The organism is Paraburkholderia sp. EG304 (assembly GCF_046543485.1).
In the GTDB taxonomy this organism is placed as follows: domain Bacteria; phylum Pseudomonadota; class Gammaproteobacteria; order Burkholderiales; family Burkholderiaceae; genus Paraburkholderia; species Paraburkholderia youngii.
The window spans coordinates 39,081-60,916 of the sequence record NZ_JBKGUA010000015.1; the positions used below are offsets into that span (position 1 = coordinate 39,081).

20 protein-coding genes are annotated in these 21,836 nt (G+C 64.2%); 18 read left to right on the plus strand and 2 right to left on the minus strand.

Annotation, left to right across the window (positions count from 1 at the left end; all coding sequences use genetic code 11):
- Positions 1–2 precede the first annotated feature (2 nt).
- The 6 genes from glnH to ACLFKU_RS19140 all read left to right on the plus strand — a co-directional run bounded on the left by glnH (position 3) and on the right by ACLFKU_RS19140 (position 4,560).
- Complete coding sequence (gene glnH, locus ACLFKU_RS19115) at positions 3–749, plus strand: glutamine ABC transporter substrate-binding protein GlnH (protein WP_368583188.1); 747 nt, start codon at positions 3–5, stop codon at positions 747–749.
- Between the two features lie 27 nt (positions 750–776).
- A complete protein-coding gene (gene glnP / locus ACLFKU_RS19120) occupies positions 777–1,433 on the plus strand; it encodes a glutamine ABC transporter permease GlnP (RefSeq protein ID WP_410850123.1) in 657 nt (218 codons plus the stop codon).
- Positions 1,430–2,167 carry a glutamine ABC transporter ATP-binding protein GlnQ gene (gene glnQ / locus ACLFKU_RS19125; RefSeq protein ID WP_410850124.1) on the plus strand — a complete coding sequence of 246 codons (738 nt, stop codon included), beginning with the start codon at positions 1,430–1,432 and terminating at the stop codon, positions 2,165–2,167. The genes glnP and glnQ overlap by 4 nt, the downstream gene beginning before the upstream one ends.
- Before the next feature lie 13 nt (positions 2,168–2,180).
- Positions 2,181–3,266, plus strand: a complete 1,086-nt coding sequence (locus tag ACLFKU_RS19130) for a C45 family autoproteolytic acyltransferase/hydolase (RefSeq protein WP_410850125.1) — start codon at positions 2,181–2,183, stop codon at positions 3,264–3,266.
- A complete protein-coding gene (locus ACLFKU_RS19135) occupies positions 3,202–4,200 on the plus strand; it encodes a MurR/RpiR family transcriptional regulator (RefSeq protein WP_410850126.1) in 999 nt (332 codons plus the stop codon). The genes ACLFKU_RS19130 and ACLFKU_RS19135 overlap by 65 nt, the downstream gene beginning before the upstream one ends.
- Before the next feature lie 111 nt (positions 4,201–4,311).
- Positions 4,312–4,560 carry a hypothetical protein gene (locus tag ACLFKU_RS19140; RefSeq protein ID WP_410850127.1) on the plus strand — a complete coding sequence of 83 codons (249 nt, stop codon included), beginning with the start codon at positions 4,312–4,314 and terminating at the stop codon, positions 4,558–4,560.
- Here the strand turns inward: ACLFKU_RS19140 and ACLFKU_RS19145 are convergent.
- A complete protein-coding gene (locus ACLFKU_RS19145; RefSeq protein WP_410850128.1) occupies positions 4,557–5,771 on the minus strand; it encodes an MFS transporter in 1,215 nt (404 codons plus the stop codon). The two genes, ACLFKU_RS19140 and ACLFKU_RS19145, sit on opposite strands and share 4 nt — an antisense overlap.
- A gap of 330 nt (positions 5,772–6,101) precedes the next feature.
- On the opposite strand from ACLFKU_RS19145, the gene ACLFKU_RS19150 reads away from it, so the two are divergent.
- From ACLFKU_RS19150 to ACLFKU_RS19200, 11 genes are all read left to right on the plus strand, one after another.
- Complete coding sequence (locus ACLFKU_RS19150) at positions 6,102–7,019, plus strand: LysR family transcriptional regulator (protein ID WP_410850129.1); 918 nt, start codon at positions 6,102–6,104, stop codon at positions 7,017–7,019.
- 290 nt (positions 7,020–7,309) lie between these two features.
- The gene (locus ACLFKU_RS19155; RefSeq protein ID WP_368583181.1) at positions 7,310–8,317 is read left to right on the plus strand and encodes an alpha/beta fold hydrolase; all 1,008 of its coding nucleotides are present in this window, start codon (positions 7,310–7,312) and stop codon (positions 8,315–8,317) included.
- Positions 8,318–8,474: 157 nt separating this feature from the next.
- Positions 8,475–9,110, plus strand: a complete 636-nt coding sequence (locus ACLFKU_RS19160) for a hydrolase (RefSeq protein WP_013092691.1) — start codon at positions 8,475–8,477, stop codon at positions 9,108–9,110.
- Between the two features lie 45 nt (positions 9,111–9,155).
- Positions 9,156–9,581, plus strand: coding sequence for a DoxX family protein (locus ACLFKU_RS19165; RefSeq protein WP_410850130.1), 426 nt, complete (start codon positions 9,156–9,158; stop codon positions 9,579–9,581).
- A 41-nt stretch (positions 9,582–9,622) separates the two neighbouring features.
- On the plus strand, positions 9,623–10,030 hold the full coding sequence (locus ACLFKU_RS19170; protein WP_410850131.1) for a BON domain-containing protein: 408 nt from the start codon (positions 9,623–9,625) through the stop codon (positions 10,028–10,030).
- Positions 10,031–10,089: 59 nt separating this feature from the next.
- A complete protein-coding gene (locus ACLFKU_RS19175; protein WP_410850132.1) occupies positions 10,090–10,338 on the plus strand; it encodes a DUF1427 family protein in 249 nt (82 codons plus the stop codon).
- On the plus strand, positions 10,320–11,066 hold the full coding sequence (locus tag ACLFKU_RS19180) for a YoaK family protein (protein ID WP_368583177.1): 747 nt from the start codon (positions 10,320–10,322) through the stop codon (positions 11,064–11,066). The genes ACLFKU_RS19175 and ACLFKU_RS19180 overlap by 19 nt, the downstream gene beginning before the upstream one ends.
- A gap of 95 nt (positions 11,067–11,161) precedes the next feature.
- On the plus strand, positions 11,162–12,055 hold the full coding sequence (locus ACLFKU_RS19185; RefSeq protein WP_410842412.1) for a VOC family protein: 894 nt from the start codon (positions 11,162–11,164) through the stop codon (positions 12,053–12,055).
- 5 nt (positions 12,056–12,060) lie between these two features.
- Positions 12,061–13,539 carry an alginate export family protein gene (locus ACLFKU_RS19190; RefSeq protein WP_410850133.1) on the plus strand — a complete coding sequence of 493 codons (1,479 nt, stop codon included), beginning with the start codon at positions 12,061–12,063 and terminating at the stop codon, positions 13,537–13,539.
- 57 nt (positions 13,540–13,596) lie between these two features.
- Positions 13,597–14,421: an alpha/beta fold hydrolase gene (locus tag ACLFKU_RS19195; protein WP_410850134.1), complete on the plus strand. Its 825-nt coding sequence runs from the start codon at positions 13,597–13,599 to the stop codon at positions 14,419–14,421.
- A gap of 153 nt (positions 14,422–14,574) precedes the next feature.
- A complete protein-coding gene (locus ACLFKU_RS19200; protein WP_368583173.1) occupies positions 14,575–14,892 on the plus strand; it encodes a DUF3331 domain-containing protein in 318 nt (105 codons plus the stop codon).
- Between the two features lie 68 nt (positions 14,893–14,960).
- Here the strand turns inward: ACLFKU_RS19200 and ACLFKU_RS19205 are convergent, their stop codons facing one another.
- Complete coding sequence (locus ACLFKU_RS19205) at positions 14,961–16,004, minus strand: MBL fold metallo-hydrolase (RefSeq protein ID WP_410850135.1); 1,044 nt, start codon at positions 16,002–16,004, stop codon at positions 14,961–14,963.
- A gap of 283 nt (positions 16,005–16,287) precedes the next feature.
- On the opposite strand from ACLFKU_RS19205, the gene ACLFKU_RS19210 reads away from it, so the two are divergent.
- Positions 16,288–21,819, plus strand: coding sequence for an AAA family ATPase (locus tag ACLFKU_RS19210; RefSeq protein ID WP_410850136.1), 5,532 nt, complete (start codon positions 16,288–16,290; stop codon positions 21,817–21,819).
- Positions 21,820–21,836 lie beyond the last annotated feature (17 nt).

Sequence of the window (21,836 nt, forward strand, 5' to 3'; positions counted from 1 at the left end):
TCATGAAACTCGTAGCAAAGCTCGTCGCGGCTGCACTCGTCGCCGTTTCCGTCCTCGGTCATGCCGCGCGGGCCGAGACCTTGCTGGTCGCCTGCGATACGGCGTTCGTGCCGTTCGAATTCAAGCAGGGCGACAAATACGTCGGCTTCGATATCGATCTCTGGGAAGCCATCGCGAAGGACCTGAAGCTCGACTACAAGCTGCAGCCGATGGATTTCAGCGGCATCCTGCCGGCGCTGCAAACCCATAACGTCGACGTCGCACTCGCGGGCATCACGATCAAGGACGAGCGCAAGAAAGTGATCGACTTCTCGGATGGCTACTACGACAGCGGCTTCACGCTGATGGTGCCGGCCACCAGCGCGATCAAGGGCCCGGACGACCTGAAGGGCAAGTCGCTCGCGATCAAGACGGGGACGTCGGCGGCGGATTACGCGAAGGCACACTTCGCGGGCACCGATCTGCGCCAGTTCCCGAACATCGACAACGCGTATCTGGAGTTGCAGACAGGACGCGTCGATGCGGCGATGCACGACACGCCGAACGTTCTCTACTACATCAATACGGCGGGCAAGGGCAACGTGAAGGCGGTCGGTCCGCAGATGATGGCGCAGCAATACGGCATCGGCTTCCCGAAGGGCAGCCCGCTCGTGCCGAAGGTCAATGCGGCGCTCGCGAAGATCAAGGCTGACGGCCGCTATGCGGCGATCTACAAGAAGTGGTTCGGCGTCGAGCCGACGAAGTCCTGATAACGCAACGGCTGCGGGAGGCAAGTCATGCAGTTCGATCTGTCAGTCGTCGTCGATGCGTTACCGGCACTATTGCAGGGCGCGAAGCTGACGGTGCTCATCACCATCGCGGGCCTTGCGGGAGGCCTCGCGGTCGGCTTTCTGTTTGGCTTGATGCGCGCGTACGGCAACGCATTGATGCAGAAAATCGCGTTCGCGTACGTCGAGTTCGTGCGCGGCACGCCGATCGTCGTGCAGGTGATGTTCATCTACTTCGCTCTGCCCGTGCTGCTTAACGTGCGCGTCGATGCGTTGACGGCCGCGATCGTGTCGATCATCGTCAATTCGGGCGCGTATATCGCCGAGATCGTGCGCGGCTCGTTTTTGTCGGTGCCGCGCGGATTGAAGGAAGCCGGACTCGCGCTGGGCATGCCGATGTGGCGCGTGCTCGGATTCGTCGTCGGGCCCGTTGCGATTCGCCGCATGACGCCTGCGCTTGGCAACCAGTTCATCGTGAGCCTGAAAGATACGTCGCTGTTCATCGTGATCGGCGTCGGTGAACTCACGCGTCAGGCTCAGGAAATCATGGCGGCGAATTTTAGGGCCGTTGAAATCTGGACGGCGGTGGCCGCAATCTATCTGTGCATGATCGGTGTGCTGACGTTCTGTCTGCGCACGATGGAAAAGAGGATGCGGATACTATGAGCGCGCTCGATATGGTGCAGTTCAAGCAGGTCACGAAGCGCTTCGGGCAGACCACCGTGCTGGACGGCGTCGACCTGAACATTCGCGCGGGCGAAGTCGTGGTGCTGATCGGTCCGTCGGGTTCGGGCAAGTCGACGCTGCTGCGTTGTATCTCCGCGCTGGAGCAAATCGACGGCGGCGATCTGATCGTCGATGGCATCAGCGTGCACGGCGGCTCGAAGAAAGTGCGCGAGATTCGCCGCGAAGCGGGCATGGTGTTTCAGCAGTTCAACCTGTTCCCGCAACTGACGGCGCTCGAAAACGTCGCGTTCGGTCCGCGTCAGGTGCGTGGCATGAGCAAGTCCGACGCGGAAACGCTCGCGCACGAGTTGCTGACGAAAGTCGGCCTCGCGGGCCGCGTCGGGCATTATGCAAGCGAGTTGTCGGGCGGTCAGCAGCAACGCGTCGCGATTGCGCGTGCGCTGGCCGTCAAGCCGAAGCTGATGCTGTTCGACGAGCCGACTTCGGCGCTCGATCCCGAACTGCGGCAGGAAGTGCTGCGGGTGATGCAGTCGCTGGCGGAAGAGGGCATGACGATGGTCGTCGTGACGCACGAAATGACGTTCGCGCGCAAGGTCGGCACGCGTCTGATCTTCATGGAGCACGGCCACATCACGGTCGATGGGCCGCCCGCGCAGTTGCTCGACAATCCGCCGAATCAGCGTCTGCGCGATTTCCTTCAACACGTCGAATGATCATCTCGAACTCATGTCTGCAATTGGATTCATCGAAATCTCCGGCTCGCCGTTCGACGCGGGCGAGGCGTTAGGGCGCTTCGGCGCGTTGGCCGTGCATCGCCACCTGGTGCAATCGGCCGCCTGGCGCGACGTCATGCAATGGCGTGGCACGCCGCTCGCCGCCGCGCTTTGCGCACATACGCAGCAGCGCTTTCCGCGTATCTGGGCGGAATTGCAGGGGCTTGCCAATGGCCTCGAACTGCCCTTCGACGATGTGTTCCTGTGGAACTGTCGCGGCGACCTGTGGGCTGCGTCGACCGACGGATGCACGACGGTGCAATTGCCATCGGTTGATGGCAAGCGCATCACTCACAATGAAGACGGTGACCCCGGCTTCGCCGGGCATTGCGCGATTGCCGCGTGTCGGATCGACGGCAGTCCGGGCTTTGCGGCGTTCGTGTATCCGGGCTCGCTGCCGGGCCATACGTTCGCCGTGACGGACGCGGGTCTTGCCGTCACCGTGAATAATCTGCGGGTGCGCCAGACCGAGGCGGGCGTGCCGCGCATGGTGCTCACGCGCGCGTTACTGGATGCGCGCGATCTCGATGCGGCGGTTGCCGTGGTACGCGACAATCCCCGCGCGGGCGGCTTCCATCTGACGCTTGCGCATCAGGCGAGCGCGCCGTTGCTGAGCGTCGAGTACAGCGCGCACGGTTGTTCCGTGCAGGAGATCACACAGCCGTCGTTGCATGCGAATCACGCGATTCATCCGCCGATGCGCGGCTTCGCCCAGCGCGTGACCGATTCATCGCGTAGTCGGCAGACGCGCGGCGATCGGCTGTTGCGGGACGCACGCGAAGCGGGGCATGCGCCTGAGCCGCTCGCGATCCTCGCCGACACGCACGACGCATCGCTGCCGATCTACCGCGCCGACCCTGCCGATCCCGACGACGAAAACACGCTCGCAACCGCTGATATCGTGATCAGGGCGTCTCACATAGAATGGGACGTTTATGAGCAACCCGGGGCGCCGCCGCGATATCGATTGATCAATGGACACAAACCTACGCACGAAGCGCCGCAAGCCGGCGAACAAGGACGAGGCGAGCGCGCCTGAAGCCGTCGCCGACGCGCCGCGCAGCGTCGATGCGCTGCGCGAACTGGTGGTGCGCATCGGTCGCGACGAGGCCGGTCTGTCGCTCGGCGGCAAGGCGCACGCAGTGCTCGCGTGGCTGCTCGAACGGCCGGAGGAAGTGGCCGTGCGGACCATCACCGATCTGGCGACGGCACTCGACGTCAATGCGTCGACGCTGACACGGCTCAGCACGAAGCTCGGCTATGCAGGGTTCGCGGATTTTCAGAGCGTGTTTCGCGATTCGCTGGCGGAGCGTCACCGGCATTTCTATACGAATCAGGCGGAGCGGCTCGTTGCAGGGAAAAAGCAGCGTGCGCACACGCCCGTCAATAGCGGAACCTCGCCCGAGGTCGAGGTCGTCGTGCAACTCGCGCACGAATCGATCGTCAATGTGGAGACGTTCCTCGCGCGGCTATCGGCTGACGATCTGCGCGGTGCGGCCGCGCTATTGGCGGGGGCGCCGCGCGTGCGCGTGCACGGCTTGCGGCAGTTCAGCGCGCTCGCCAGCTTTCTTTGCTATGGGCTCGGGATGATCCGCACCGACGTCGCGCTGCTCGATGCACAAGGGCTCGGCGTGGCTGAAGGACTCGCGCAGTTGCACCCGGGCGATGTGGTGGTCGTCACGAGCGTCTCGCCTTATACGCGCAGCGTCGCTGAAGCTGCGAAGGCCGCCGCCGAGGCGGGTATGACAGTCATCGCGATCACGGATACGCTCGCGTCTCCACTGGTGCCGCCCGCGCGGCACGCGTTCCTGATTCCGCATGACAGCAGTTTCTTCAGCAATAGCATGGGCGCTTATCTGATCTTTTGCGAAGGCCTGCTCAATCTGGTCGCGACGCATCTGGGGAAGCGATCTTTGCAGGCGCTGTCGCGGCGCGAACGGTTGATTACCGCGTTGGGGATCGAGACGGACTGATATCCGGTCAATGGTGATTGTCGAGATCGGCGAGTGGCCGCTGACGTGACTGCCGCGTCGAGTTTTACTCGCAACTAAGGACACTAGTATGGGCGCCGGGACGAGACGCCCTTGTATGCTTACAAAGCGCTTGCGTCCGCAGGTGCAGTCGATTTCATCGCAGGAACGATGGATAAAAACGAGAATAGTTTGTGGGACGACGGCGGGGACTGGGTCAGGAAGCTGCAGGGCTCGATGCGTCGTCGCGCCATAGGGCGACGCGCACAGGGTACAAAGAAGAACGCCACGAAAGCGATTTTCGTGGCGTTTTGTCATTGGTGCGCTGCTGGTGCGGCCTCGGCGAAACGCGCCCGGATCTAGCGCTCGCCGAGAGCGTGCGGCCGTCCAACCACCAGAAAGTGGACGAACGCAAGCAGCGGGAATGCAAGGGCAACGCCAGCGACCAACGGCCACCCACCGCGCTCGAAGAGCGTGCTCGCAAGCGCGGACCCGATCGCGCCGCCAACGAAGATGCTCGTCATGTACAGCGCGTTGAGGCGGTTACGGCTTGCCGCATGCAGCGCGTAGATCTCCCGCTGGCCGAGCACCATGTTCATCTGCACGGCGAAGTCGAGCGCAATCCCGGTAACCACGAGGCCGAACACTCCGGACGCCGGATGGACGAGTGCCGGCAGATAAGACAACGCGGCCACGATCAGCGCCACAAACGTGGCGCGAATGGAATGTCCCGCGTCCGCGAGTCGACCTGCGACGGGAGCCGACGTCGCACCGATTGCGCCGACCAGTGAGAACAGCGCGATCGCCGACTGTGACAGGCCGTACTGGCGCGTGAGCTCAACCGGAACCGCAGTCCAGAAAAGGCTGAATGACGCGAACATCAATCCTTGATAGAGCGCACGATGGCGCAGTACCGGCATGGTTCGCACGAGCACCAGCAGCGAGCCGATGAGCGCGGAATACGTGGCGCTATGGTCCGGTTGCCGGCGCGGAATCGTCAGCGCGAGCACGGTCGTCACGAGCGCCATCACGACTGCGGCCGCGGCAAACACGACGCGCCAGCCGAAGTGGTCCGCGACGATGCTCGACAGCGGTCGGGACAGCAGGATGCCGAGAAGCAGACCGCCCATGATCGTACCGACGATACGGCCTCGGGAATGATCAGGAGCAAGGTGCGCCGCGAGCGGGATCAGGATCTGCACGGCCACGGAACTGAAGCCGATCAGCAGCGACATCAGCAGAAACCAGCTGGGCGTGTGCATCAGCGATGCGGCGGCGAGACTCGCGATCGACACGACCGCGGTCGTAATCATCAGCTTGCGGTTCTCGAGCAGGTCGCCCAGGGGCACGATGAAAAACAGACCGAGCGCGTAGCCGATCTGCGTGAGCGAAACGATCAGGCTCGCCGTGCCACCCGACATATGCAGCGCCGGACCGATCAGCTCGGTAATCGGCTGCGCGTAGTACAGGTTTGCAACGATCGCGCCGCAACTGAATGCGAATAGTGCAATGAGTCCCTGGGTGAGCTTGACGGGCCGCTCGTTGCCGCCGAGCGTGCGCGAGGGAGTGGACATGATGGCTCCTTGAGCGAAGAAATTATTTGACGACTGCGCGTTTCGACTTGCTATACAGTCCGCGAATTCGCGTCGGGTTGTGCGACGGCGAAACTGGTGTTCGCGACTGCACCAAGGTTAGGCGCGAGCCGATGGATCCGGAATAGGATCGGCGCGCAATCCCCCATTGCGCGCCACGCAACGCGAGGAGCGGCGCTCGACAGCCAAGGTCATGATGACGGTAGGCTGCCATCACGCACCTGAAAAGTCCTGAGCCCGCCATTAATCCTTGCGCTTGATGAAGGCACGCAGAGTGCGAACCGCCCGATTTCCGCTGGCATAATCCCCCGCATGGACAAATTGCTCGCGCTCAACACCCTGCTCGAAGTGGCTGATGCCGGCGGCTTCGCGAAAGCCGCCCAGCGTCTGGGCGTGGCAACATCGTCGGTCACGCGTTTGATGGACGCACTCGAAGACTCGCTCGGCACCGCGCTGCTGACGCGAACACCGCGGCGTGTCAGCCTGACCGATGCTGGCGTGACGTATGTCGAGCAGATTTCCAGGCTGCTCGACGAGCTTGCCGAGGCCGACGAAAGCGTGCTGGACAGCGGCGCGGCGCCGGTTGGCGCGTTGCGCGTGACGGTGCCGTCCACGTACAACCGCATCGTCCTTGCGCCGCACCTCGCCGCTTTCCTGCGTGAATATCCTCGCGTTGCGCTGGACGTCGTCGTTGCGGATCATTTTGTGGATCTCGCGCTCGATCGCATCGACGTGGCTGTGCGAATTGGGCTGCCCAGCGGCGACCCGAATCTCATCGTCAGGAAGATGGCCGACAATCCGCGCTTCGTGGTTGCGGCCCACGAGTACCTGAAAAAGGCAGGAATGCCCGAGGAGCCAACCGAGCTCGCCGAACGCGAATGTCTGCGCATCGCCTATGGCGGAAGCTATCGGGCACGCCAGATCTGGACGTTCACGCGCGCGGAGGAAATTGAAAAGGTCAACGTGCGCGGGCGACTGATATCGAACAGCCTCGATATGCTCCTTCAAGCAGTCCTGGCGGAGCAGGGGTTCGCACTATTGCCCGACTGGCTGGTGAACGAACACATCGATTCCGGCCGCCTGATGCGATGCTTCGCTGACTGGAAGGTGACGCCGCAGAGTGGCGATGTCGTGGTCCATGCGGCATACCTGCCCAATCGCAGGCATTCGACGAAAGTGCGGGCCTTGTTGCAGTTTCTTGAAGCGCGCATCGGGCAGCACCCGATCTAGCCGCAGCGGTGGTGAGTTCACGGCCGCCAGTCGGCTCTCACCCGCAAAAATATTTCCATGCGATGACAAAAGTTAGAGTCGTCGCACCTTCGATGCCGCATTCACCGCGCGTTTTCGCATTTTCAGAACTCTTCAGATCGCCACAAGGACTTTGAAGAGTCGCGTTCTTAAGCTTCGTCCTGCATGCGGCGCTCCTCGACCCAGTCGAGGTCCGCGCCGCGTCGCTTTCCACGCAAATGCGAACCTCATCGCTAACCACACGCACAGCGATGCAACGACGGAGAAGCACCATGAATACGCAGAACATCGATAAGTCCATTCCTTCGACCACACGCCGCCGCCTGCTTTCCGCCGGCGCCGGCATGGCGGGTGCCGCGGCGGCCATGGCCAGCTTTTCCGCCAACGCGGCCGGCGCGGCAAGCAACGCGGGAGCGGCAGGCGCATCGCACGCGCATGGCACGGGCCATCATCATGGCGGCGGCTATGTGAACGCCAAGGACGGCACGCCGATCTACTTCAAGGACTGGGGCACCGGCACGCCGGTGGTGTTTTCGCACGGCTGGCCGCTGAGCGCCGACGCGTGGGACGCACAGATGCTGTTCCTCGTGAATCAGGGCTACCGCGTGATCGCGCACGACCGTCGCGGCCATGGCCGCTCGGGCCAGCCCTCCGAGGGCAACGACATGGATACCTACGCCGATGATCTGGCCGCCGTGCTCGACGCGCTCGATGTGAAGGGCGCGATGCTGGTCGGTCACTCCACGGGCGGCGGCGAAGTCGCGCACTACATCGGTCGCCATGGCGAGAAGCGTGTTGCCAAAGCCGTGCTGATCGGTGCGGTGCCGCCGCAGATGGTGAAGTCCGCGAACAACCCGAACGGTCTGCCGATGTCGGTATTCGACGGCATCCGCGCGGGCGTGGCCGCGAACCGCTCGCAGTTCTATCTGGATCTCGCGACGCCGTTCTACGGCTTCAACCGTCCCAACGCAAAGGTCTCGCAAGGTCTCGTGCAGGACTTCTGGCGCCAGGGCATGGCCGGTTCGATCAAAGGCCAGTACGAGTGCATCAAGCAGTTCTCGGAAGTCGACTACACGGAAGACCTGAAGAAGATCAGCGTGCCCACGCTGATTCTGCACGGCGATGACGACCAGATCGTGCCGATCGACGATTCCGCGAAGCTCTCCGCGAAGATCGTCAAGAACGCCACGCTGAAGGTCTATGCGGGCGCTCCGCACGGCATGTGCAGCACGCACGTCGACCAGGTCAACGCGGACCTGCTCGCCTTCCTCAAGGGCTGAAGCCCACGCTCGCGCGCTCGCCTCGGCTGACCTGAAGCGTTCATAACGCTTCAGGTTTTCCCAAGGACTTTAAGGCGCGCGATCCGTAATCTGCACCCGTTCGATGACCGCTGCGCGCGGCATCGCTTATCCGCACTCGTCCTTCACTGGAGCAACCATGGCTTTTGAACTGCTGACCCCCGAGAACTGCGCACTCGCGCTGATCGACCACCAGCCGCAGATGTTCTTCGGCACGCACTCGCACGAGCGCACCACCGTCCTGCACAACGTGCAGATCCTCGCGAAGGCCGCCAGGCTGTTCAAGGTGCCGACGGTCCTCACGACGATCGCCGCGGACTCGTTCAGCGGCCACCTGCTGCCCGAAGTGCAGCAGGTGTTCCCGCAGATCAAGCCGGTCGATCGCACCTCGATGAACTCGTGGGAAGACGCGGGCTTTCGCGCGGCGATCAAGGCCACGGGCCGCAAGAAGATCGTGATCGCCGGTCTGTGGACGGAAGTGTGCGTGGCATTCCCGACCGTTCAGATGCTCGCGGAAGGCTTCGAGATCTACGTGCCGACCGACGCATGCGGCGACATCACGGAAGAAGCGCACGAGCGCGCGATCCAGCGCGTGATCCAGGCCGGCGCGGTGCCGATGACCTCGCTGCAGTTCATGTGCGAACTGCAACGCGACTGGGCCCGTGGCGAGACCTACGAAGGCTGCATGGACATCTTCAAGGCGCACAGCGCGTACGGCATCGGCGTGCGCTACGCGAAGCAGATCCTCGGCGAACACGCAAGCGAAGCGGCTTGAGCTGCTTCGCGTTCCGGGCCGCGCAGACCTGCGATGAAAACTACGATGAAACGTCCTGATACTTCCAACGCCGCCGATGTCGCGCTGCTGTTTTTGCGCGTCAGCGCGAGCGTGCTTCTGCTGATCGTGCATGGCTTGCCAAAGGTGCTGCACATCGGGGCGCAGCTCGGCGCGATCGAGGATCCGCTGCACCTGGGCAGCGCTTTCACGCTGGCTTTCGCGATTTTCGCGGAGGTCGTGTGTCCGGTGCTGATGATCGTCGGCGTTTTCACGCGGCTCGCCGCGCTGCCGATTCTCGTCGTCACCACGGTTGCCCTCACGCTCGTGCACCCTGACTGGAGTCTCGAGCAGGCTCAGTTCGCGTGGATGCTGCTGATCCTGTTCGGCACGGTCGCGATCGGCGGAGCGGGGCGCTACCGGATCACGTTGGGCCGGGACGTTCCCGCGGACGCGCGCACGTCAAACTTTTAACGGCGACCAATGGTTCGCCCAACAACAAGGAGATCGACTCGATGAAACTGCATTCGAAACTCAAGCCGGCCGCGGCACTCGCCGCCATCGTTCTGTTCACGGGCTACGCGGGCAGCGTGTTCGCCGACGACGCGGCAGTCGCTTACGCACCGTCCGTTCAGGTGCATCCCGCCGCGCCGAAAGATCCGGCCAACGCACAGCGCAAGGCCGAAAAGAAGGCCGAGCGTGCCGTCGACCGCCATCTCGCCACCAACGTGCGCAAGGCGATCGTCAAGGCAGGCGGCGTGGACGCTTCGCACATGACGGTTGTCGCGAAGTCCGGCGCCATCACGCTGGAAGGTTCCGTGCCCGAAGCGGCGCAGATCGACCTCGCGCAGCAGCATGCGCAGCAGGTCGCGGGCGTCACCGGCGTGACCAACCGTCTGAGCATCGCGACCGCGGGTCATTAAGCCAACGGCTGTATAGCGCGCGTCCGCCTCGCGCGGACGCGAAGCACGAGGATCGCAACATGACATATCTGATCTCGCTGGGAGCGGGCCTCGTGGTCGGTCTGCTCTACTACATCGCGCGCGTGCAGTCGCCCGCACCGCCGCTGATCGCGCTGGCCGGCCTGCTCGGCATCGTGATCGGTGAACACGCGATTCCATTCGTACAGGCGCAATGGCGCGCACCGCAGGCGCAAACTTCGAGCGCGCCGCAAGAGGCCGCCGCCGCTTGCGCCAACAAGGTCGACTCGTCATGCAGCAAGCAGCCATAGAGTTGGGCTCGCCGCAGGCGAAGGCGGCGCTCGAGCCGCTGCGCGGCGAAAACGCCGTGCTCGCTTTCGTAGCCGGTTATGTCGACACGCTCGGATTCGTCGCGCTGTTCGGGCTGTTCACGGCGCACGTCACCGGCAATTTCATTCTGATCGGTTCGGGGCTCGCGGGCGCGGGCAGCGGACTGCTGATCAAGTGGCTCGCGTTTCCCGCCTTCGTGGCGGGTATCGTCGGCGCGCGCCTGTTCGATGACAGGCTGCGTCAGCGCACGCATGGCGTGCGCGTGGGCGCGCTTTATTTTCTGCAAATCGTCTTGCTCGCGGCGTTCATGGGTGCGGGTCTCTTTGCGGTACCGATCGTCAACGCGGACGCGCCGCTGACGATTGCCTGCGGCCTGCTCGGCGCGGCCTCGATGGGCGTGCAGAACGCGCACGGCCGGCTGACCGCGCGCAGCGTGGTCGCCAATACCGTGATGACCGGCAATGTCACACAGGCCGTGATCGACGTGTTCGATCTGTTCGCGCCGGGCACCAGCCAGGCGGAACGCGCGATCGCGCGGGGCCGCCTCGCGACCACGCTGCCGCCGGTGCTCGCATTCGCGGCCGGCGCGGGAGCAGGGGCGGCGGGATGGCTCGCCGCGTCGTTCTGGGCGCTGTTGCTGCCGCTCGCGATGCTCGCGCTGGTGGCGACGCTCGCATGCCGCAAGGCCGATTCGAAAGGCACGCTCTGAGCGCCCGGCCGACCGCACATTTTCTTCAACAGGAACCTCACGTGAAACTCATTCGTCTCGATCGTCCCTTGAGAGCGCTAACCATTGCGCTCGCGATGCTCGGCGCGGCGCTGCCCGGTGCTCCGGCTTTCGCCGATGACGGCCAGTATCCGCTCGCTTCGCCCACGTCGGCGGTTGCGCCGGTCGTCTCGGTGGGTCCGCAATACGACACCACGCACGTCTATGTGTCGAACGAAGACATCGACGCATTCGTCAGCAGCTTCGTCGCGACCTTCGGCGGCAAGGCCTCGCCGCGCGCGGTGTTCACGGTCACGCCCACGGCGAGCAAAACCGCTTCGCAATACGTGCAGACGCCGGTCGGCATGCTGTCGGTATTCGCGTTCCAGACGGCGGTCCCTTACCCGTTCGGCAACGAACGCACGGGCTACCTGGTGACCGATATCGACAAGGCCGTGCGTGCCGCGCACGCAGCGGGCGCGGACGTAGTCGTCGAACCGTTCGACGATCCGATCGGCAAGGACGCGATCATTCAGTGGCCGGGCGGTCTGACGATGCAGCTGTACTGGCACACCAGGGCGCCGTCGTATGCGGCGCTCGAATACGTGCCGGACAACCGCGTCTATGTGTCGAAGTACCAGGCGCAGGACTTCATCAAGCGCTTCGTGCGCTTCTCGCACGGCAAGATCGTTTCCGATAACCGCCATGCGGATGGCGCGGAGATCGGCAAGCCGGGCGAGACGATCCGCCGGGCGCGAATCCGGTCGGGCTTCGGCAACATGCTGGTGTTCGTGACCGACGGCAAATTGCCGTACCCGTATGGCCGCGAAACCACCGGCTACGAGGTGGGCGATCTCGACGCCACCCTCGCAAAGGCGCAGGCCGCCAACGTGAAGGTGCTGGCGGCGCCGGCACCAAACGTCGAAGGCCGCACGGCGATGGTCGAGTTTCCGGGCGGCTACGTCGCGGAACTGCATCAGCGCGTGAAGTGACTGGCATGAGAACTCGCGAGTTATCACGCGCCAAACGCGGGACGGCGCTCGCGCGTGCGGTGCGCACGAACGTCATGTTCGCCGCGCTCGGCACGTGCGCAGGGTTGCAGGCGGGCGCGGCGCATGCGCAAACCGCGCAGGCGGTGGCCGCATCGTCCGTCGCCTGCGATGCGCAACGGCCGGTTCCATCGTTCAATCGCTGGCAGGAGGACTGGGGTGCGCTCGCTAATCCGTGCGTGCCGCGCAAGCCGCTCGATGCGTTGAAGTACATCCCGCTGTCGGGCGCCCCCAGCTGGTATCTGTCGCTGGGCGCGAATCTGCGCGAGCGCTTCGAACTGAACAACACGCCGTTGTTCGGCCTCGGGAGCCAGACGCCGGACAGCTGGGTGATCCAGCGTGCCGAGGTGCATGCGGACGCGCGCTTCGGCTCGCACGTGCAGGCCTTCTTCCAGTTCGTCGACGCGCGGCCGTTCGGCAAGGATTCAGTCACGCCCGTCGACCGCAATCCGCTCGACACCGAGCAGGCGTTCATCGCGTTCGTCGGTGGCGTGGGGGGCGGTACCTTCAAGGCGCGCGTCGGCCGTCAGGAAATGGCGTTCGACTTGCAGCGTTTCGTTTCGGTGCGCGACGGTCCGAACGTGCGCCAGGCGTTCGATGCGCTGTGGGCCGACTACGAGCTAGGCAAGTGGCGCTTCATCGGTTATCTGACGCAGCCGGTCCAGTATCGCGACGAGCGGGTTTTCGACGACGTGTCGAACGGTCACCTGACGTTCAGTGGCGTGCGGGTGGAGCGCGCGAGCGTGGGGCCGGGCGATCTGTCCGCTTACTGGTCGCGTTATACGCGCGACAACGCACGGTTTCTCGACGCGGCCGGCACCGAGCGGCGCGATGTGTTCGATGCGCGTTACACGGGCAAAAACGCGTCGCTCGACTGGGACGTGGAAGCGATGCTGCAAACCGGCCACGTGGGCACCGACACGATCGGCGCGTGGGCATTCGGCGCGCTGGGCGGCTACACGTTCGCCGCGCTGCCGGGCAAGCCGCGCATCGGCGTGCAGGTGGACGGCGCGTCGGGCGACCGGCATCCCGGCGACGGCCGCGTCGGGACGTTCAATCCGCTCTTTCCCAACGGCTACTACTTCACGCTCGCGGGCTACACCGGCTACAGCAACCTGATTCATGTGAAGCCGTCGGTCACTTTCAGGCTCGCGCCGAAGGTGACGCTGCTCACCGCGCTCGGCTTCCAGTGGCGCGACACCACGGCCGATGCGATCTACGGCCAGGGCATGGCGACGGTGCCGGGCACGGCAGGCAAGGGCAATCTCTGGACCGGCATGTACGGGCAGGTTCGAGCGGACTGGAGCGTCAACGACAACGTCGCGCTCGCGCTCGAAGCGGTGCACTTCGAAGTCGGCGATTCGATCCGCGCGCTCGGCGCGCGCAACGCGGACTACGTCGGCGTGGAAGCAAAGTTTAGCTGGTAAGCACGCGGCTCGCGCACAGCTTGCCGCGAGCACGTTCAAACGAATGAGGGAACGCAGATGAAATTTATCGACACGGCCGACGGCACGTCGCTCTACTACAAGGACTGGGGCGCGGGACGTCCCGTGGTGTTCATTCACGGCTGGCCGCTCAATGCCGACATGTGGGACCCGCAAATGCTGCATCTCGCCGCGCACGGGTTTCGTGCCGTGGCTTACGATCGCCGCGGCTTCGGCCGCTCGGATCAGCCGTGGACAGGGTACGACTACGACACGCTCGCCGACGATCTTCACGCGGTGCTGGAGACGCTCGCGCTCGAGGATGCGGTGCTCGTCGGATTTTCGATGGGCGGCGGCGAAGTGGCGCGTTACATCGCAAGACATGGGGCCCGCCGCGTCTCGAGGGCGGTGTTCATCGGATCGGTGACGCCGGGCCTGCAGCGTAGCGAGAACAACCCGGAGGGCGTCGACCCGGCGGTGTTCGAAGGCATGCGCGACGCGCTGCGCCGCGACCGCGCGAGTTTCGTCGATGCCTTCAACCCGCTCGTGACGGGCGGCAACCGGCCCGATTCGATGGTGACGAAGCCGGTGCACGACTGGTTCTCGAACATGGCGATGCAGGCTTCACTGAAGGCGACGATCGACTGCGTGACGGCATTTTCGGCCACGGATTTCCACGCCGATCTCGCGCGGATCGATATCCCCACGTGGTTCGTTCACGGCGGCGACGATCAGACCGCGCCGCTCGATCTGAGTTCGCGCGCGGCGGCGCGGCTCGTCAAAGGCGCCACGCTCGACATCTATGACGGCGCTCCCCATGCGTTGATGCTGACCCACGCGGAACGCCTGAACCGCGATCTGCTCGCGTTTGCGGCGACCGCCTGAGCTGGCGGTCCGGTTTCAGCCGCGCATTTGATCCCCCGGTAGACGTTCGGAGACGGAGTGACGACGATGTTCGTAGAAGTGAAAGTACAGGACACGTGGGCTCGAATCGTAGGATCGCTCGCGAGAGCCGAGCGGACCGACGATGAACAGCAGATGTCTCTCTCAAGGAAGCTTCGCGATGCCGATCGCTCGGCCACGCGAGCCGGGGGCGGTCACGCGACCATCATCGTGGTCGAACGGCCCACCATGACGAGCGCCACGATCGAGTGGCGCGATTCGACGAATTGCTATTACGGCGCACAGCTGTGGCGTCTGGTGCGCGCCCGCAAGTCGGGCGTTTGCGCGCTGAGCGGTGAGCCGATCAGCCGTGGGGACGAAATCTTCAAACCATGTGGTCGCACCGACGCGGTCAATGCGGACGCGATGATCCGCACGTCCGCGATGCGGGCTTACCCGGCGCGCAATAGCTGAGCGCTGCGCGCCGGGCGCTGATGCCAGCGTCCCGGGCGCTTTCTCTGACGCGCGCTCGCGCGTCGACTTCAGGGCGCCGCCTTGACGGCGGTCGCGGCGTGGCTCGCCGGGTCCGCATCGTAATTCAGCGGAATCCACACGTAGCTGCCGCGCTCCTTGCGCACATGCCCGAGACCCGGAAACGAAATATGTGCGGCCGCGATCACGTCATGTTCGCGCGCCGCACGGTCGAGCAACGCGAGGCGGGACTGCCTGGCCGCGGCGGCGTCCGAGTCGTACTCGACGGAAGCCTTTGGGTCGCGCACCTGGATGGCCGCGACATGGATGATGTCGCCCCACACGATCAGCGTCTGCTGCCCGCTTTTCACGACATAGCCCGTATGTGCCGGCGTGTGACCCGGCGTGGCGAGTGCGCTGATACCGGGCGCGATCGCGGCGTTGCCGTCGAACGGCCGGAAACGTCCCGCCGCGATATAGGGGGCCACCGATTGCGCCGCCGAATCAAAGAACGAACTCAGAAACGACGGCGCGGTTTTCTTGTTGCTGGCGTCGAGCCAGTAATCGGCCTCCCGTTGCGACACGCGCAGAACCGCGTTGGGAAATGCCATCTGGCCGTCGCGAATCACGCCGCCAACGTGGTCCTTGTGCATATGCGTGAGCAGCACCTGGTCCACCTGTTCAGGCTGGTAGCCGGCGGCGCGCAGGTTCGCGAGCAGATGGCCGCAGCAATCGCCGTAAAGCACGCCCGCGCCGGTATCGATCAGGATCAGCTGGCTGCCGGTGTTGATCAGAAACGCGTTGATCGAACCTTGTAGCGGCAACGCGAGATCGTCTTCCGCGAGATCATGGTCGATCACGCGGCGCGGCACGTCCGTCATCACGGTATCGACGGGAAACGGATGTGTGCCGTCGAGCAGCGCCGTGATTTCGTAGGAGCCCAGCATCATGCGATAGAAGCCGGGGCCTTGCGTGCCGACCTGCGGCGCGGCCGCATGCGCGAGCGCGGCATGCAGGGCAACCAGCAGTGCGGCGAGCCATGCGAAGACGGTCGGCGCCGCGCGGCAGCGCTCGCGGTGTCGAGCGGCAGGGAAGACTGAAGATTGGGTATCCATAGTGGTTGCTTCGGGGTGGTTGAAGGTTGCGCAACGTGCGCCTTACTCATTCTCGAATTCGAACCGGCTCGATGCCTAATGAAGCGTTCTTAAAGTTTCGCCGCGGGCAGGACGTTTAAGCTGCCGTTCAGAACTCTTCAGGTTCTGGACTGGACTGCGCTTGGGAATTGAAGCCGGCTGGCATAATGCCGCCGACATTCCCGAAGACCATTTCGGCACGCCACTTCCCGATCGCACCCGATCGAGTGCGTGAGCTTCCTCGGTAAGGTGCGAGAGTCCGTTGATGAGCCCGTCCTTCTTTTTCAATTCCGGCGACAAGGTGTATTTGCAGTTCGTGCTCGAAGAGGGCGATCGCGCGCTCGGCCGCGGCTGGCATCTCGCGCCCGACGGTCGCCGCGAAGAGGTGCTGGCCGTGTGGATTTCCGCATCGCGCGCCGATCCTTCCAGCGCCGCGCGCCTGACGCACGAGTACAAACTGAGGGACGATCTGGCCGGCGCCTGGGCCGCCACGCCACTGAAGCTGCTGCGAGAACATGGCCACACCGTGCTGCTGCTGAGGGATCCGGGCGGTGAGCCGCTCACGGCGCTGCTGGGCACCGCCATGGAGACGGACCGGTTTCTGGACCGTGCGATCGGCATCGCTTCGGCGCTGAGCCAGGTTCATCAGCGCGGCCTGATCCACAGGGATCTGAAACCCGCACATATCTTCACGGACGAGGCGGCCGGAACGACAGCCATCACTGGCTTTGGCGTCGCGTCGCGGCTTTCCCGCGGTGCCGAAGCGCATTCACAAATCAGTGCGGTCACGGGCAACCTCGCTTACATGGCGCCGGAGCAAACCGGACGTATGAACCGGCCGGTGGACGCTCGCAGTGATCTATACGCGCTCGGCGTGATGTTCTACGAGATGCTGACGGGCGTATTGCCCTTCAGCGCCGGCGATACGGCGGATTGGGTGCACAGCCATCTCGCCCGGCAGCCAGCCTCGCCAGTCGTACGTGTGCCGACGATTCCCGTCGCTCTGTCGGACATCGTATTGAAGCTTCTCGCCAAAACACCCGATGAACGCTATCAAAGCGCGGCGGGTCTTGAAGCGGATCTGCGCCGCTGCCGCGCGAGCCAGACCGCCGATGGAGGCATCGAAACCTTTGCGCTCGGACAACAGGATTTCGCGCATCGCCTGATGGCTCCTGCGCGCCTTTATGGACGCGAGCCGGAAATCGCAACGCTGCTCGCGGCTTTCGATCGCGTCGAGCGGGAAGGCTGGCCGGAACTCGTTCTGATTTCGGGCTATGCGGGAGTCGGTAAGACCGCCGTGGTCACCGAATTTCAGCGGCAGATCGCCACGCAGCGCGTGCGGTTTGCCAGCGGGAAAGTGGACCAGTACCGCAGTGAAATACCCTATTCGACGCTCGCGCTAGCGCTGCAGACGCTGATCCGCCCGCTGCTCGCGTGCAGCGAAACCGAACTGGCTTCGTGGCGCGCCGTGCTCGACGACGCGCTGGGTCCCAACGCGAGTCTGCTGGCCACGCTGATTCCCGAAATCGGACTGATCCTTGGGCAACAGCCGATCGTCAACGATCTGCCTTTGCAGGACGCCCGCCATCGTTTTCAGCTTGCGTTCCGCAGCCTGATCGGCGCGTTCGCGCGTGCCGAGTCTCCGCTGGTTCTCTTTCTCGACGATGTGCAGTGGCTCGACGCGGCGACCCTCGATCTTATCGAGCACCTTGCGACGCATCCGGAACTCAGACACGTGCTGTTCGTCTGCGCATACCGCGACCACGAAATTGCAGCGGATCATCCATTGCCACGATGCCTGGCCTCGATTCGCCGGGCTGGAACCCGAGTCAGCGCGATCGCGCTCGAAGGCCTTCGCAGCGATCAGATGAGCCAGATCGTCGCGGATGTTCTTCGTTGCGACGTGCAAAGCAGCGCGGCGCTGACGGAATTGATGCAGCAGAAGACGGCCGGTAATCCGTTCTTTGCGATTCATTTTCTGAACACGCTGCTGGACGAGGACATGCTCGTGTTCGACCACCGGACGGCCCGCTGGTCCTGGGATCTCGATCAGATTCGCGCGAAGGGATTCACCGACAACGTCGTCGACCTGATGCTGACCCGGCTGGGACGTCTTCCCGAGCAAACCCAGGACGTGTTGAAGCTGATGGCGTGCGTTGGCAACGAAGTGCCGGTCGACGTTCTCGTCACCGCGCGCCACGGGACGCTCGCGGATCTCGATGAAGCGCTGCGACCAGCGGTTACCGCGGGGCTCGTGTTGCGCAAAGACGCGTCCTATCGATTCCTGCACGACCGCGTGCACGAGGCGGCCTACGCCTTGATTGCGCCATGGGCGCGCGCCGAAGCGCATCTCGCGATCGGCCGGCGCCTCGTGGCGGAGTTGTCCCCCGGCCATGCGCGGGAGCTGGTGTTCGATATCGTGGGCCAGTTGAACCGGGGCGCGGCATTGATTACCGAGGCCGGCGAGCGGGAGCGGCTCGCCGAACTGAATCTTCTCGCTGGCAGCCGCGCAATGGCATCCGCGGCTTACCTCGCGGCGTTGACGCATTTCACCACCGGCAGCGCGCTGTTGGGGGAAAACGCGTGGGAAACCCGCCCTGAACTCGTCTTCATGCTCGAGTTGCGGCGCGCGGAGAGCGAGTTCCTGACGGGTGCTTCCGACGCGGCGGAAGGGCGGCTTCACGCGCTTTCCCAGAGGGCAATCGGGCTACCCGATCTCGCCGCGGTCACGCAGTTGCGACTCGAACTGTTGATGGCGTTGGGGCGGCGCGAGCGCGCGGTCGAGGTGGGCCTGGAATATCTGCGGTGTGCCGGCGTTGCATGGGATTCGCAGCCGTCCGCGGGCGAAGTGCAACGAGAATACGACAGTATCTGGAGCCGGCTCGGCGAGCGGCCGATCGAGTCTCTGCTCGATTTGCCGAAGATGACCGATCCCGTTGCCGCCGGCACCATGGCGGTCCTGACCGCGCTGATGCCGCCCGCCTGGTACACGGACGCTTCACTGCGCGCGCTCGTCATTGGGCGGATGGTCAACCTCAGTCTGGAATACGGCAATGGCGAGGCGTCATGCCTCGGGTACGCCTGGCTGAGCATGATTCTGGTCCCGCAACGCGAGCACAGCGAGGCGGGTTTCCGGTTTGGCCGGCTCGGTTTCCAGCTCGCTGAGCGGGACGGCGAGGATCGTATCCGGGCGCGCGTCTATCAGGTGTTCGGCGGGCACGTGATGCAATGGACCGAGCCGATCCGAAACGCCCGGGACATCCTGCAGCGTGCGATCGATGTGACCGAGAAGCTCGCGGACCGAACCTTTGCGTGCTTCATTCGCAACAACCTGCTGACTCATTCGCTGGCAAGCGGCGAGCCGCTCGGAGAGGTGCAACGCGAAGCGGAGGCGAGCGTCGAATTCGCGCGTCAGACGGCTTTCGGTCTCGGCGTCGATCGGATGATTCCGCAACTGCAACTGGTGCGGACGCTGGCGGGCCTCACGCCGGCATTCGGTGTGTTCGACGACGCGAGTTTCAGCGAGGCGGAGTTCGAGAGCCGGGTCGGCAGCAATCCGAGTCTGTCCTTTGCGTTCTGCTGGTACTGGATTCGCAAGCTGCAGGCGCGCTACTTCGCGGGCGATGCGATTTCGGCTCGCGCCGCGGCCGAACGCGCCGAGGCTCTGCTTTGGACGTCACCGTCGTTTTACGAGCAGGCCGAGTATCAGTTTTATGCGGCACTCGCGCGTGCAGCCTTTTGCCACGCCGAACTTCAGCAGCCCGGGTCCGATAACCTGCGGATTCTGGCGGCCCATCATCAGCAATTGTCTTTGTGGGCGGAACATTGCAAGCCGAACTTCGGCAGCCAGGCCGCGCTGGTCGGCGCGGAGATCGCTCGCCTCGAACAGCGGTCTTCCGACGCGATGCAGCTCTACGAAGAGGCAATCGGTCTCGCGCGCGACCATGACCTGATCCATCATCAGGCGCTTGCCAACGAACTGGCGGCACTGTTCTATGCGGAGCGCGGCTTCGAAAAGATCGCCCGCGTCTATATGCAGGATGCCCGGCAGGGCTATCTGTGCTGGGGAGCGCTGGGGAAAGTCCAGCAGCTGGAAGCCCGCTACCCCTATCTGCGGGAAACCGGGCGGATGAGCACCGCGGGCGGCGCGATCGGCGCGCCGGTCGAACATCTCGATCTGGCGACGGTCATTGCCGTCTCGCAGGCGGTATCGAAAGAGGTGGTCCTCGAAAACCTGCTCAATACGCTGATGCGTACCGCGATCGAGCAGGCCGGCGCACAGCGCGGCCTGCTGCTCCTGATCCGCGACGGCGAGCCGCGCGTCGCGGCCGAGGCGACCACGGCCGGCGATGCCGTGATCGTATCCTTGCGCGACGGCCCGATCGAACCCGATACGATACCCGTGGCGATTCTCAACTACGTGCTGCGGACCAATGAGAACATCATTCTCGACGACGCGTCGGTCGAAGGCCTGTTCGTCGGCGATCCGTACGTCCGCCGGCATGGCGCCCGATCCGTGCTGTGCCTGCCGCTTCTGACGCAAGCCAAGCTGATCGGCGTGCTCTACCTCGAGAACAATCTCGCGGCGCGGCTTTTCGTACCAGCGCGGACGGCCGTGCTGAAGCTGCTTGCTTCACAGGCCGCGATCGCAGTCGAAAATACCCGGCTATACCGGGATCTGGGGCAGCGCGAAGCGCGGATTCATCGCCTTGTCGAGGCGAACATCATCGGCATATGGATCTGGCATCTGGACGGCCGGATTCTCGAAGCCAACGACCTGTTTCTGCGCATGGTGGGCTACGAGCGCGACGATCTGCTATCGCAGCGCCTGCGCTGGACCGACCTGACCGCGCCGGGCTGGCTGAACGGCGACACGCGCATCGCGGAGGCGTTCAAGCTGAACGGTACCGTGCCGCCATTCGAGACCGAGTTCCTTCATCGCGATGGCAGCCATGTACCGGTTCTTCTGGGCTCGGCCAATTTCGACGAGAGCGGCGAGCAAGGTGTGTCCTTCGTGCTGGATCTGACGGAGCGCAAGCGCGCTCAGGAAGACTTGCAGCAGGTGCAGGCGGATCTGGCGCACGTCACGCGCGTGACCACGCTGAATGCGCTGACCGCCTCCATCGCGCACGACGTCAATCAGCCGCTTGCGTCGATCATCACGGACGCGAAGGCGGCGCTGCGCTGGCTGGCCCGCACGCCGCCCGATCTCGGCGAACTGAAGGAGACGGTGGAGCGGATCGTCGAAGGCGGTCACCGCGCCAGTGCGGTGATCGCGGGCGTGCGCGCGCTGCTGAAGAAGAGCTCGCCGGACGCCACGCTGGTGGATCTGAATGATCTGATCGAGCAATCGCTGGTACTGCTTCAAGGCGAAATAGTCCGCCACCACGTTCAGCTTCGTATCGAACTCGAACCGTCGATGCCGTTGGTGACCGGAGATCGCGTGCAACTGCAGCAGGTGCTGATCAATCTGCTGATGAACGGAATCGAGGCGATGAAGGACATGATGTATACGCCGCGCCAACTGTGGATTCGATCCCGAACCGACAGTGCCGGTTCTGTGCTGATCGAGGTGCGGGATTCGGGACCGGGTCTGTCGCCGGAGATTTGCGAGCGGGTATTCGAGCCTTTTTACACCAGCAAGGCCGACGGTCTCGGCATGGGGCTCGCGATTTGCCGGTTGATCATCGGCGCGCATCGCGGACGGTTGTGGGCGAGTACCGATCAGCGAGGCGGTGCATTGTTCCGGTTCTCTCTGCCTGCGGAGATATGCCATCCGGTCACGGCCGGGGCGTGATCCGGCCGGTGGGCGCT